Origin of the sequence: Proteus sp. FZP2095 (assembly GCF_023701425.1) — a bacterium.
GTDB classification, from domain to species: domain Bacteria; phylum Pseudomonadota; class Gammaproteobacteria; order Enterobacterales; family Enterobacteriaceae; genus Proteus; species Proteus cibarius.
On record NZ_JAMQBJ010000005.1, the window covers coordinates 186,622 to 200,772 of the forward strand.

At 39.4% G+C, this 14,151-nt stretch carries 11 protein-coding genes and 3 tRNA genes; 5 read left to right on the forward strand and 9 right to left on the reverse strand.

Annotated features, from left to right (window positions below):
* Nucleotides 1-654 precede the first annotated feature (654 nt).
* The 4 genes from NBG71_RS16805 to orn form a co-directional block, all read right to left on the reverse strand.
* Nucleotides 655-730: transfer RNA gene (locus NBG71_RS16805), tRNA-Gly, on the reverse strand.
* Nucleotides 731-765: 35 nt separating this feature from the next.
* Nucleotides 766-841 (reverse strand) — tRNA-Gly (locus NBG71_RS16810).
* A gap of 36 nt (nucleotides 842-877) precedes the next feature.
* Nucleotides 878-953 (reverse strand) — tRNA-Gly (locus tag NBG71_RS16815).
* Nucleotides 954-1,119: 166 nt separating this feature from the next.
* On the reverse strand, nucleotides 1,120-1,665 hold the full coding sequence (gene orn, locus NBG71_RS16820; RefSeq protein ID WP_006535770.1) for an oligoribonuclease: 546 nt from the start codon (nucleotides 1,663-1,665) through the stop codon (nucleotides 1,120-1,122).
* A 115-nt stretch (nucleotides 1,666-1,780) separates the two neighbouring features.
* Here orn and rsgA point away from each other — a divergent pair, with 115 nt between their 5' ends.
* From rsgA to mscM, 3 genes are all read left to right on the forward strand, one after another.
* Nucleotides 1,781-2,839 (forward strand): small ribosomal subunit biogenesis GTPase RsgA, encoded by a 1,059-nt coding sequence (rsgA, locus tag NBG71_RS16825; protein WP_075672783.1) that lies wholly within the window; start codon nucleotides 1,781-1,783, stop codon nucleotides 2,837-2,839.
* Nucleotides 2,840-2,927: 88 nt separating this feature from the next.
* On the forward strand, nucleotides 2,928-3,824 hold the full coding sequence (asd, locus tag NBG71_RS16830; protein WP_099660287.1) for an archaetidylserine decarboxylase: 897 nt from the start codon (nucleotides 2,928-2,930) through the stop codon (nucleotides 3,822-3,824).
* Nucleotides 3,825-3,846: 22 nt separating this feature from the next.
* The gene (mscM, locus tag NBG71_RS16835; RefSeq protein WP_099660288.1) at nucleotides 3,847-7,182 is read left to right on the forward strand and encodes a miniconductance mechanosensitive channel MscM; all 3,336 of its coding nucleotides are present in this window, start codon (nucleotides 3,847-3,849) and stop codon (nucleotides 7,180-7,182) included.
* A 71-nt stretch (nucleotides 7,183-7,253) separates the two neighbouring features.
* Here mscM and yigL read toward each other — a convergent pair whose 3' ends face one another.
* The 4 genes from yigL to pldA form a co-directional block, all read right to left on the reverse strand.
* Complete coding sequence (yigL, locus tag NBG71_RS16840) at nucleotides 7,254-8,054, reverse strand: sugar/pyridoxal phosphate phosphatase YigL (RefSeq protein ID WP_075672781.1); 801 nt, start codon at nucleotides 8,052-8,054, stop codon at nucleotides 7,254-7,256.
* A gap of 12 nt (nucleotides 8,055-8,066) precedes the next feature.
* The gene (gene pldB, locus NBG71_RS16845; protein ID WP_099660289.1) at nucleotides 8,067-9,071 is read right to left on the reverse strand and encodes a lysophospholipase L2; all 1,005 of its coding nucleotides are present in this window, start codon (nucleotides 9,069-9,071) and stop codon (nucleotides 8,067-8,069) included.
* 18 nt (nucleotides 9,072-9,089) lie between these two features.
* Nucleotides 9,090-10,919, reverse strand: a complete 1,830-nt coding sequence (recQ, locus tag NBG71_RS16850; RefSeq protein WP_075672779.1) for an ATP-dependent DNA helicase RecQ — start codon at nucleotides 10,917-10,919, stop codon at nucleotides 9,090-9,092.
* A 114-nt stretch (nucleotides 10,920-11,033) separates the two neighbouring features.
* Nucleotides 11,034-11,909 (reverse strand): phospholipase A, encoded by an 876-nt coding sequence (gene pldA, locus NBG71_RS16855; protein WP_075672778.1) that lies wholly within the window; start codon nucleotides 11,907-11,909, stop codon nucleotides 11,034-11,036.
* 232 nt (nucleotides 11,910-12,141) lie between these two features.
* Here pldA and NBG71_RS16860 point away from each other — a divergent pair, with 232 nt between their 5' ends.
* On the forward strand, nucleotides 12,142-12,609 hold the full coding sequence (locus NBG71_RS16860; protein WP_075672777.1) for a thioesterase family protein: 468 nt from the start codon (nucleotides 12,142-12,144) through the stop codon (nucleotides 12,607-12,609).
* A gap of 145 nt (nucleotides 12,610-12,754) precedes the next feature.
* Nucleotides 12,755-13,648 carry an EamA family transporter RarD gene (gene rarD, locus NBG71_RS16865; RefSeq protein WP_075672776.1) on the forward strand — a complete coding sequence of 298 codons (894 nt, stop codon included), beginning with the start codon at nucleotides 12,755-12,757 and terminating at the stop codon, nucleotides 13,646-13,648.
* Here the strand turns inward: rarD and NBG71_RS16870 are convergent.
* Nucleotides 13,645-14,055, reverse strand: a complete 411-nt coding sequence (locus tag NBG71_RS16870; protein WP_143484147.1) for a hypothetical protein — start codon at nucleotides 14,053-14,055, stop codon at nucleotides 13,645-13,647. The two genes, rarD and NBG71_RS16870, sit on opposite strands and share 4 nt — an antisense overlap.
* Nucleotides 14,056-14,151: the final 96 nt, after the last annotated feature.

Here is a 14,151-nt window from a genome sequence, read left to right on the forward strand (position 1 = left end):
CCTTGCCTATCAACATGAACAAAAAATTCAAGCGAACTAAGACTCAAAATTTAAAAAATTAAAATAAACTTAGTTATCAATTAGATATAAAATACAATCATTTTATTGAAGAGAATAATATCCTAATCACTTAATGATACGTGCTTGTGGATAACTCTGTGCAGTAAAAAAATAAATAGCGCTTAGATGCGATGGTTATCAGCATCTCACTGTGGATAAATCGGTTTGGGAAGATTTAAAGAATAGTAGAATATATATCACGTTTTTTTAAAGAAAAGCCTGAAAAACCCTTTTCTTTTTCTAAAATACTATTCAATGCATGTTTAACAGAATAAAGGCCTAAATCCTAAAAAATGATCTTACCTCTCGTTTCCCCCTAAATGAGGAAAGGCGCACATTCTAGTGCTGTCAAAATAGAAATGCAAGCAAAGATCAAAGATAGATCACAAAAAAATAGCTTGATCTTACATGCAGTAATGCCATTTTCTTTTTTGAGCAAAAATCCTACACACTCTCTTTGCGCGTATTAAGTAAAATTCCTTAACCTGCACCCTAAAACAGTGTAGTCGATATTTAAAAAAGCGAGAGAAAAAATTAAAATTTTCTTTATGGAGATTAAAAAATGAGATTTTATGAAGCAGAAGAGAAAAAACTTGGAGCGGGAAACGAGACTCGAACTCGCGACCCCAACCTTGGCAAGGTTGTGCTCTACCAACTGAGCTATTCCCGCATTTGGTAAGTTTTGACAATTATAAGTGAAAGATTTGGAGCGGGAAACGAGACTCGAACTCGCGACCCCAACCTTGGCAAGGTTGTGCTCTACCAACTGAGCTATTCCCGCGTCGCATAATACTACTAATAATTGTCTAAGAAAGATTGGAGCGGGAAACGAGACTCGAACTCGCGACCCCAACCTTGGCAAGGTTGTGCTCTACCAACTGAGCTATTCCCGCGTCTTTCTTACACCCGTACAAACAAAATTCTTCATCGGTACGGGAAGCGCATTATACGAGAAAAATGCTTAACCGCAAGCCCTTATCAACAAAAAAATACGTTTTTTTGATTACATGTCGATAAAATCATCATAGTGATGCAATATCAATCATCAATGCACGCTTTTTACTCTTTAATAAAGGTTTTACGATAATAAGCAAGCTCTGCAATAGATTCACGAATATCATCTAATGCCTGATGCGTATTCTTTTTCTCAAAACCTTCTAAAATTTCAGGTTTCCAACGACGAGCTAATTCTTTTAATGTGCTCACATCAAGATAACGGTAGTGAAAATATTGCTCTAGCTCTGGCATATAACGGTATAGAAAACGTCTATCTTGCCCCACACTATTACCACAGATAGGTGATACACCTTTTGGTACCCATTTTTCTAGGAATTCAATTGTCGCTTTTTGTGCTGAATTATCATCATACGAACTGGCTTTTACCCGCTCAACTAAGCCACTACCAGTGTGGGTGCGTGTATTCCATTCATCCATTAAACTTAATTGCTCATCTGATTGATGTACTGCAATTACGGGGCCTTCGGCTAAAATATTAAGTTGAGGATCTGTCACGATAGTGGCAATTTCGATGATACGGTCACATTCAGGATCAAGACCGGTCATTTCCAGATCTATCCAGATCAGATTATTCTCGCTTTTTGACATAATATATCCTAGCTGTTTCTAAGTGTGAGACATGATATTTTAGCGTTTATCATAGCGCGTTTACTCAATAAGCACGACAGAAGAACATCTAACCGAATAATACAAGTGAGGATCGGTGACAAAACGTAAATTATCTAAAGGCCAGCAACGCCGAGTACAAGAAAATCATAAAAAGCGTTTGCAGAGCAAAGAGAAAAAAAACCACGTTGAATTAGACGATACGCAATTAGGCGAAGCGACCGAAGGTTTAGTGATCAGCCGTTTTGGTCAACATGCAGATATCGAAGCTGCTGATGGCACAATTACACGCTGCAATATTCGACGCACAATTTCATCACTGGTCACAGGTGATAAAGTTGTTTGGCGTCCTGCGCTACAAACACAAGAAAATGTCCGCATAAATGGTATTGTAGAAGCTGTGCACGAACGAACTTCCGTGCTTACTCGTCCTGACTATTATGATGGTATTAAGCCTATTGCCGCTAATATTGATCAAATTATTATCGTTTCGGCTATATTACCTGAACTTTCTTTAAATATTATCGATCGTTACCTTGTTGCATGTGAAACCTTAAATGTTGAGCCTCTAATTGTGCTCAATAAAATCGATATGTTAGATGAAGAAAGCCGTAAGACAGTTAGTGAATGGATGCAGACTTATAAAGATATTGGTTATCGTGTTCTTGAAGTTTCTAGCTATACCAAAGAAGGATTAGACGCGCTGACTCAAGAGCTTATCGGCCGTATCTCTATTTTTGCAGGGCAATCTGGTGTCGGTAAATCAAGCTTACTTAACACGCTGTTACCTCCAATGGAAGAAAGCATTGTTGTTAATCAAGTCTCTGACAACTCAGGTTTAGGCCAACATACCACAACCGCATCACGGCTTTACCATTTCCCACAAGGCGGAGATGTGATTGACTCTCCAGGGGTACGTGAGTTTGGTTTATGGCACTTAACGCCAGAGCAAGTAACAAAAGGTTTTATTGAATTTAGACCATACCTTGGTGGTTGTAAATTCCGTGATTGTAAGCACTTAGATGATCCGGGTTGCTTAATTAGTGAAGCGGTAAGAAACAACGAAATCGCAGAAACGCGATTTGAAAACTACCATCGAATTCTAGAAAGTATGAGCCAGGTGAAAGTTCGTAAGAACATTAATTTAGACTCTTAATAATTGATTCACTGACAACCCTATTAAGGGTGGGTACAATAGACCCCTTTTGTCTATTTTTTATCGTTTAATCCCAGAGGTTGCCATTTTGGACAAGCTAAAAATTAAACTACAGTATTTATTGCCTAAATTATGGCTGACACAGTTAGCAGGTTGGTTCGCAAATAAAAAAGCGGGTGCCATCACCCAGTTTGTTATCAAGACTTTTGCGAAAGCGTATAAAGTCGATATGAATGAAGCAAAAGACAGCCAGTTCCAAGCTTATTCTACATTCAACGATTTTTTTATTCGTGCTTTAAAAGACGGTGTTCGCCCTATCGTTGAAGGTGATGACAAACTAGCATTACCAGCTGATGGTGCAGTAAGCCAACTTGGTCTAATTCAAGATGATCAAATCTTGCAAGCCAAAGGGCATCACTACACCCTTGAAGCATTACTTGCTGGTAATTTTATGTTGGCAGATCAGTTCCGTAATGGTCAGTTTATTACAACATATCTTTCTCCTCGTGATTACCACCGTGTTCATATGCCTTGTGATGGTTTATTAAAAGAGATGATTTATGTTCCAGGCGATCTCTTCTCTGTTAATCCATTAACAGCCGCCAATGTCCCTAATCTATTTGCACGTAATGAACGTATTATCTGCCTCTTTGAAACTCAATTTGGCCCAATGATACAAATTCTGGTTGGTGCAACAATTGTCGGCAGTATTGAAACAGTTTGGTGTGGCATGGTAACCCCACCTCGTGAAGGTATTATTAAACGTTGGACATATCCTCAAGCAGATAAAGCAGGAGCGATATTCTTGAAAAAAGGTGAAGAAATGGGCCGATTTAAGTTAGGCTCAACAGTCATCAACCTTTTCCCAGAAAATACTGTTCAATTGAATAAAGATCTTATGAATGGCTCCGTTACATTAATGGGGGAACAGCTGGGTTCCATCATTAATGTCGCTGGTAATGACAATAATGCCATCAGTGAATAACACGTAATTCGGAGTAACCTTTGTGCGCCTGATAATCAGTCTTTTCTTCTCGCTCTTTTTGACACTTTCGTTAAGCACATCTGCAATATCTGCGGATGTGGAGAAATTACGTCAAGACATTAAACAACTTGAAGGAAGCACCAATCCTCAAGATATTGAGGCAATTCAGGCGCTACAAGGTACTATCAACTGGATTAATGATGGTGAAAAAGCGCAAACAAACGCAGATAGCTATCAAAAAACCATTGATGATTATCCTCAAATTACGCAAGAGTTAAGAACCAAGCTTCTTGAAGAAAGCCACGCTGTTCCTACTATTCCTGAAAAAATTAGCATCCCTGATTTAGAACAGAAAATTATTCAAATCAGCAGCCAATTAATGGAACAAGCGAGGCTTCAACAACAAGAACAAGATAAAAGCCGTGAAATCAGCGAGTCTTTAAATTTATTGCCTCAACAACTCTCTGAAGCACGTCGTTTATTAAGTGATGCAACAGCAAGACTTGCCTCTGTCAGTGCATCAACAACACCGTTAACAGAAGCACAAAATAAGCTCACACAAGCTGAAGTCACCGCACGTAAAGCGATGGTTAATGAGCTTGAAATGGCACAGCTTTCCGCTAATAACCGCCAAGAAATCGCTCGCCTTCGCTTAGAATTATTTAAAAAACGCTATCAGCGTCTTGATGTACAACTACAACAATTGCGCAGTTTATTAAATATAAAGCGCCAAGAAGTGGCTGATCTCGCATTAGAAAAAACAGAAATGTTAGCGGAGAAAGGGGGCGAGCTTCCTGAGTTTCTGACAAAGCAAATCCAAACTAACCGTGAACTCTCTCAGATCCTGAATAGACAAACTCAAGAAATGAGCGAGCTATCAGAAAAACAGCGTATTACTACACAACAGACACAACAAGTTCGTCAAACCCTCACCACTATACGAGAACAAGCACAGTGGCTAAGTGGTTCTACTGCATTAGGTGAAGCATTAAGAACACAGCTTTCTCGCTTACCGGAAATGCCTCGTTCACAAGAGCTTGATAGAGATATCATTCAGTTACGTGTTGAGCGTTTAGGTTATGAGGATATGCTGGAAAACCTAAGTAAGATCCAGCCACCAGAAACTGCCGATGGCTCTAAATTGCCTGAAGCTCAACAATATATTTTTGATTCTCTTATCCAAGCACGTCATGAATTATTGAATTCATTACTATCCGGTTATGATTCTCAAATTCTTGAATTAACAAAACTAAAAGTTGCAACAACACAATTAGCGGATGCTTTAAAAGAAACAAAAGATGCAACAAACCGTTATATGTTCTGGGTTGCTGATATCAGCCCTATTAAATTTAATTATCCGGTTTTATTAGTCAAAGATATCACTCGACTGCTTTCGCTAGATACCTTTTCACAATTAGGTCATGCAGCGGTCAGCATGCTTAAAAATCAGGATACATTCCTATTCTTATTTGTCACTTTATCGATTGTGGGCTTTAGTCTGCGTACTCGAAAACATTACAACGCATTTCTTGAAAGAGTCAGTAACCGTATTGGTAAAGTCACACAAGATCACTTTTCACTGACGATACGCACTGTCTTTTGGTCTATTTTAATTGCGTTACCATTACCTCTGTTATGGTCTGCTGTAGGTTATGGCTTACAAAGTGTTGAATGGCGTTATCCAATGGCAGGAGCGATTGGATATGGGGTAACAGCCGCGGCACCGGTGCTGTGGTTATTTATGATCAGTGCAACCTTTGCACGTCATAACGGTCTATTTATTGCTCAATTTAAATGGAAAGAGAGCCGTGTTAAAAAAGCGATGCGCTTTTACCAGCTTTCTATTTTTGTCATCGTTCCATTAATGATGTCATTAATTACCTTTGAATATTATAGCGATAGAGAGTTTGCACCGACAGTTGGTCGCTTCTGCTTCTTATTGCTCTGTATCGCTCTAAGCTTTATTACGTCTAGCCTTAAAAAAGCCCACGTTCCGCTTTATCTTGATAAACATGGATCTGGGGATAACCTGATCAACACCATTTTATGGTGGTTCTTGCTGCTTGCCCCGGTAATTGCGGGTTTAGCCGCGGTGTTAGGTTATCTTTCTACATCGATTGTCTTACTCGGTCGTTTAGAAATGTCTGTCGCCATTTGGTTTGCTCTACTGATTATTTATCACATTATTCAGCGATGGATGCTTATTCAGCGCCGGAAATTAGCCTTTGAACGCGCTAAACAAAAACGTGCAGAAATTCTGGCTCAGCGTGCAAAAGGTGAAGATGAAAATACGATTATTGGGAGCAGTGGTGAAAGCACAGTAGGGCTTGAAATTGAAGCGCAAGAAATAGACCTTGATGCTATCAGTGCCCAATCTATTGGTTTAGTTCGCTCAATTCTGACAATGATTGCATTAGTTTCGATGATCTTATTGTGGTCCGAATTAAACACTGCGTTCTCTTTCGTCGATAATATTCGACTTTGGGACGTCACCTCATCGGTGAATGGTGTTAACACAGTGCAACCTATCACGATGGGCTCTATTTTAGTGGCGATCCTCGTCATTATCATCACAACCCAATTAGTTCGAAACCTTCCTGCTTTACTTGAGTTAGCTATTTTACAGCACCTTGATTTAACACCAGGTACAGGTTACGCCATTACTACCATGACCAAATACACCATAACTTTAATTGGTAGTATTGTGGGCTTCTCTTTATTAGGGATTGAATGGTCAAAATTACAGTGGCTAGTAGCAGCAATGGGGGTTGGGTTAGGTTTTGGTTTACAAGAAATTTTTGCCAACATCATTTCTGGTTTAATGATCTTATTTGAAAAACCAATCCGTATTGGCGATACCGTTACCATTCGTAATTTGACCGGAAATATTTCTAAGATCAACACACGGGCAACTACGTTGACCGACTGGGATAGAAAAGAAATTATCGTACCGAATAAAGCCTTTATTACAGAGCAATTTATTAACTGGTCGCTATCAGATTCCGTCACCCGTATCGTAATGACGATCCCTGCTCCTGCTGACTGCAACAGTGAACAAGTGACCAATGTGCTATTAGAAGCCTCAAAACGCTCTACGATGATTTTAGAAAACCCAGCACCTGAAGTTTATCTGGTCGATTTACAGCAAGGTATTCAGATTTTCGAATTACGTGTTTATGCTGCAGAGATGGGGCATAGAATGCCAGCAAGACACGAGATCCACCAAAATATTCTCTTAGCCTTTGCAGAGCACGGTATCCCATTACCGTTCCCGCCATTCCAAGCAAGAGTGGATATGATGGGTAATACAATTCGTAGCTCAATGCGAGCAACACCAAGAGAAGTAGGCGGATTATAAGTTTCACTTCAATGAATGTAAAAATACAAAAAGGCGAACAACATGTTGTTCGCCTTTTGCTTTAGAGAAAATCACACTTGGTATAGTTTGCGTAAATAATGAGGAACGGCTTCATCAGCGTTCGTACCAATCACTTCCATATTAGGTAGTAGATCCTTTAATGTCTGATGTGCATTTTCCATAATGCAGCCTTTACCTGCCACCTGTAGCATTTCTTTGTCATTCATACCATCACCAAATGCGATAGCATCTTTTGCAGAGTGTTGCATCAGTTCAGCCACTTTCTCTAGTGCCTCACCTTTAGATACGCCCCCAGCCATCACCTCTAAGCAATTACGCAGTGAGAAACTCACATTGACCTTATCACCCCAGCGCTGATTAATTTCATTCTCTAGCTTCAGTAATAGTTCATGATCATCAGAGGTGAAGAAGACCTTACACACATTGGTGGTTGGAAATCCTGTTTTGCAATATAGCTCATAGCCAAAGTCTGACTCTCGAAAAAACTCACAAGCCCCAGGCATCTCTTTATTAACGTACCAGTAGTCACCAGCATAGATATTAGTTTCAATTTCAGGGTGATCAAAAACCATAAGAGCCAAGTCATACGCAATTTCAGGCTCAAGATCTTGGCTAAAAATAAGATCACCATGCGTGTTATGCACTCGCGCACCATTAGAGGTTATCATATAAGCGTTAATGCCTAATCCATCACGAATTTGAGCAACATCAACATGATGACGACCTGTTGCAAATACAAAATGCACACCTTTATTAATAAGTAGATGCAGGGTTTCTTGCGTATAGGGAGTTAATACATGATTAGGTGATAACAGTGTGCCATCAAGATCTGAAGCGACTATCGAATACATACACATTCCTGATTAAAATAAATGCTTATCATAAAACTCACAGATTTCATTTAATGCTTGTGAGCGTAGCTTATCTATTTCGAACAAGATTTCATGATGCGCACCCTCAATCACCAGTGGCAGTTTTTGCTTTTCTTCTCTTGTTCTGGACTGACTATAACGTTCACAGAAAGCCCTTAGCTCTTGATTATCTACCACTTTATCAAGCTCTGCTTCGAGCACTAATAGAGGGGTATTAATCTCTCCCGCATGTTCAATTAACCAATCTCCCATTTTTAGACTTTCCCCCATCCAATGATAAGTAGGTCCGCCTAATCGTAGTTCTGGAAAATCAGCATAATAACGTAAATACCGACGATATCGCTCATGGCTATGTGTTAACACATTAAGGATAAATGGCAGTGGAAACCATTTACCTGTTGATACCGCGTAGTTATTTCTTTCAGATTGACTTTGTTCTGCTCGGTTAACTAAAAAATTAGCTACCCAGCGAGGTATAGGTAATTTAATACCAAACATCGGCGCACTTAATGCAGCGGCTTTAAAAACATGAGGTTGCTTTAGAAGATACCCCGCTAAGATAGCACCGCCCATTGAGTGAGCTAACGCAAAATAATGTGGGTATTGAAAAGGCAACACTACCGTATCAACGAATGTCGAGAAATCATCGATATAATCACTGAATTTCTCTACATGCCCTTTTTGCGTATCTTCTAATAGTCTGTCAGAAAGCCCTTGTCCTCGATGGTCGAGAAGAAAAATATCATAGCCTGAGTGAAAGAAATCAAATGCAACTTCAGGGTACTTTACATAGCTTTCACTACGGCCTGAAGCAATAACCAGTGCTTTATTGTGCGATGGTGAGCGCCAATGAACATAGCGAATTTTTGCCCTATCAACACCAACAAATTCACCTTCTTCACGTTGCCCCCAAAAATCCAATAAGAGACCGTTCGTAAATGCAGAAAACTGCTTTTCACGCGATAACCACGAATATTTAAACAGAGTGGTTGTCATTGGCTCTCCTTATTGGCGTTATTCGAAGCCCTCAATATGGTCACGAATGAGTGTCATAAAAGCGGGTCCAAATCGTTCTAATTTTCGTTGTCCAACACCATTTATTAATAACAGTTCATCTGGATAAACGGGGCACTGCTCTGCCATTTCAATCAATGTGACATCATTAAAGACGACAAATGGCGGAATGTTTTCTTCATCAGCAATAGATTTACGTAATTTACGTAGTTTCGCAAATAATTTTCTATCGTACTGTCTATGGGCATTTTTTGTTTGTTGATTACGGCTTTTGGTCGGGCTTAATAATCTCGGTACGGCTAATTGTAATGGTACTTCACCACGTAAGATTGGCCTTGCCATCTCTGTCAGTTGTAATGCTGAGCGATGAACAATATTTTGTGTCACCATACCTAGGTGAATAAGCTGACGAATAACACTCACCCAATGTTCATGACTTTGCGCTTTACCAATACCATAAACAGGTAATGTATCGTGTCCTGAATCTCGAATACGCTGATTATTCGCGCCTCTTAAAATTTCAACAATATAACCAATACCAAAGTGCTGACCAGTGCGATAAATACAAGACAGTGCCTTTTGTGCATCCACTAAACCATCATATTGCTTAGGAGGATCAAGGCAAATATCACAGTTACCACAAGCATTTTGTCGATGTTCATCGAAGTAATTTAGTAACACTAAGCGTCGGCATGTTTGAGCTTCAGCAAATGCTCCCATTGCATTAAGCTTATGCATTTCAATGGCTTTTTGATCGCTTTCTGGCTTTTCATCTAAACAACGACGCAACCACGCCATATCGGCGGGATCGTAAAATAATACAGCTTCTGCAGGTAATCCATCTCGCCCTGCACGCCCTGTTTCTTGATAATAAGATTCAATATTTCGCGGAATATCAAAGTGAACAACAAATCGGACATTGGGCTTGTTTATTCCCATACCAAACGCGACAGTCGCTACCACAATTTGTAAATCATCACGCTGAAAAGCGTCTTGTACTTTAGCACGTTGTGCAATTTCCATTCCGGCATGATAACCCGCGATGCTTAATCCTCGCTTACTCAGGCGCTCTGCTGTTTCTTCGACTTTATTGCGACTATTACAGTAAATAATGCCTGACTTTCCTTTCTGACCACGAATAAATAACCAAAGCTGATCAAGTGGTTTATACTTCTCTACTAAAGTGTAGCGGATATTCGGTCTATCGAAACTACTGATATGGATTAACGGATCACGCAACACTAGCTGATTAATAATATCGTAACGTGTTGTATTATCTGCAGTTGCCGTCAGAGCAATAATGGGAACATCAGGAAGATATTGTCTTAATAACCCTATGCCACGATATTCAGGACGAAAATCATGTCCCCATTGTGAAATACAGTGCGCTTCATCAACAGCGAGTAATACGGGTTTCCATTGCACTAATTGATGAAGAAAACTCTCCATCATTAAACGCTCAGGGGCAATATACAGCAGTTTTATTTCACCCTTTTGACAACGTATTTGAACATCAAACTGCTCTTCACGCGTTTGGGTTGAATTTAAATAAGCAGCTTCAATACCATGAAGGCAAAGTTGATCAACCTGATCTTTCATCAGTGAGATGAGTGGCGAAACAACCACGGTCAACCCATCGAGTAATAATGCGGGGATTTGATAACAAAGGGATTTTCCACCCCCTGTCGGCATCACAACTAGACAATCTCTCCCAGTGGTAATGGTATGGATGATTTCTTGCTGACCAGGACGAAACTGCTGATAACCAAAGGTTTCTCGCAAAATAGCCTGTGCCGATGGCATTGAATTAAGAACTTCTGCTGTGGACACACCGTTCCTCTGAAAAGCTGCTGATAAAAACTATGATGAGGAGTAAAAGAAAAGGCACCAATATGAAGGTGCCATCATCATTTATAGCGCTATGCTACCTCAGAATGGGGAAAATTACAGCATATCATTAAGCATCACACCAACACCGACCCGAGTCTGACGAAAGTTATAATCAATCATTGATTCGCCATAACCACTAAATACTTGGGTATAAAAGCGCACATGCTTAGTAATTGGGTAGCTCCAACCCAATTCAGCCGCACCATAACCACTATTCCAGTTATAACGTCCGGTCGCAGTGATCACACTTTCACCTAATCGATAGCCCGCTTTTAATCGGTAATAACCCATATAGCGATTAATCTCTGGATTATCATCACGTTGAGCACTTTCACTAAAGCGATACCAAGGTTTTAGATCAAGCTGTAAATTACCTTTTTGTACCATAAAACGTGCATAAGCACGGTTCCAACTACGAGATGTAGGATCAGAACGTCCATTCGACTCGTGGTTAAAGCCCGTTTCTATTTCACGAAGAGTCCATCCCGCAAATTTATAGTCTGTTGCCCAACCTAGAAAAAGTTGCGGTTCGTAGTTTGTCTCACGAAAAGGGGCTGATTCTTTCTTATTACTTAATTGCCACCAAGAACGTTGAGTATAAGATGCTGCTAAAACAGAGTTTTCACCCGCAATGCCTCGCCATAACGGGAAAGCCAAACTAAGCTGAAATTTCACCTCATCTTTTTTAGCCTTATTCCCCCAATCATAGCTTTGAATAGCCTCTTTATTCATATCAGAGGTATCTGTGTAAATAATATAATTGGATTCATAAGGATAAAGAACAAAAGGTGAATCGTACTCTTGTAATAAACCAGAAATGATACTGCCCTGAACAAGCGGTGCAGGAGATGATGATGCTTGTATTTCGGATGCAAATCCCCATGCTGAATAGAATAAAGTCACCGCAAGTAAAGAACGGATGTAACGCATAGTTAATTATCCTGTTTCATTATTGAATAGTATAAAAGTTAGTACTTACTTTAAAATTAGTTCTTATATATATGCTTTATTACACTTTAGTGCCCATATTTTACACGTAATCGCCATTAAATCTCGTATATTTTCACACCATTATATTTATAGCACGAATGTGCAATTACGATTTTGTCATGTATTATTAACATAACATTAACTTAATGACGTGATATCAGGGGTTCTAAAAATGGAAAAACAGTTAACATTAGAAGAGGCTCAAACACTAATTGGTCATGTTTTTGTTTATAAGATGCCCTTTAACCAATTAATTGGCTTAGAGCTAGTTCGCTTTGAACAAGACTACGCTGAAATTCAATTTCGGTATCAAGATAAACTTGTTGGCAATATTGCCCAGCGCATCTTACATGGTGGACTCATTGCTTCTGTACTTGATGTCAGTGCAGGACTAGTTTGTGTCGGTAACGCATTAACACGTTTGGCACCAATATCCCAAGAGCAACTCGAACAAAAACTCGCTAATATGGGCACAATCGACTTACGTGTTGATTATTTAAGACCAGGACGTGGAGAATGTTTTACAGCGAGTAGCCATATTTTACGCAGTGGCAATAAAGTGTCTGTTGCTCGTGTTGAATTACATAATGAAAAACAAGTTCATATTGCCAGTGGAACAGCAACCTATATTGTAGGTTAAGCCTTTATTAAAACCCATTGCGCACGATGATACTTGGATTAGTATTAATTACTTGTAAAAATACATGCCTAATGACACAGTAGATAATGTCATTGGGTATGATAACCCCGTCACACATTTCCTTTCCATCAATTCCAGAGATAGCATGAGCCAGAAAAACACGATGAAAGGCGTTTTATGTGCCTTAGGCGCCTATTTGATCTGGGGTATTGCCCCTGTTTATTTTAAAAGCATTCAAGAAGTGCCTGCAGAAGAGATCTTAACGCACCGTATTTTATGGTCGTTCTTTTTTATGTTGATTTTAATGACGATTAGCCGTCATTGGCCTTATTTACGCCAATTAATACGTCAACCTAAAAAAATTCTTCTTTTAGCACTGACCGCCGTCATTATCGCAACTAACTGGCTTACCTATATATGGGCGGTTAACCACGGCTATATGCTAGAAGCCAGTCTTGGTTACTTTATTAACCCACTGGTTAACGTACTGTTTGGTATGCTTTTCTTAAGTGAGCGTTTCCGTCGTATGCAATGGGTAGCAGTAGGTTTAGCATTTACTGGTGTATTTATTCAACTCTGGCACTTTGGTTCAGTACCTGTGATTGGATTAAGCCTCGCCGTGACTTTTGGTCTTTATGGCTTACTGCGTAAAAAATTGGGTGTTGATGCACAAACAGGCATGCTGGTAGAAACATTATGGCTATTCCCTGTCGCATTAGTTTATATCTTATTTTTCACACATTCGCCGACTAGCAATATGCTTGCAAATAGTTGGTCATTAAATACTTTATTAATTGCGGCCGGTATTATTACAACAGTACCACTATTGCTCTTTACAGAAGCGGCTCACCATCTGCGTTTATCAACCTTGGGCTTTTTCCAATACATTGGCCCAACCTTGATGTTTATTCTTGCCACAATGGTATATGGCGAAAAAATTGACGCGGAACGATTAGTCACCTTTGGCTTTATTTGGGTTGCGCTGATCCTCTTTACGCTTGATGCGCTCTATACACAACGTCGATTAAGACGTAACTAACCTTCTAAAATACGCTCTTCCGTTAAATTACTAATTTGTATAAAAGCGGAAGAGAGTTTTTTCTTCTTATTTTTCCTCAATGAATTAGCACTCCTTGATATCTCCTCAACAGAACGATGAGAACGCCTAAATAACGTAGATATTACATTATTAATCAACTGAATATGGTTAGTGACAGCACTGTAATAGAGATTGAACCGGGGAATAAAATCACGCTGATGTCTCAATAATTTACAGTACAAATCTTCTTCAGATTTATTGATAGGTTTACTGGGATGATAAGTATCACAAAGAACTTCCTCAGTATTTTCGATCAATAATTCATTACTAGAAAAAGAGACAGGCGAAGTTCGCGAGCAAGTTATGGCAAAAGAGTAGGTATGAAAGAAGACACTAGAGAGCTTCATCAATTAATCCCATTAAGCAAGAATAGATAACGAGATTATTAAGTAACCAACGTGAACTTCCCTTAAAAAAACACCCCCAGCTTATCTATCAAATAA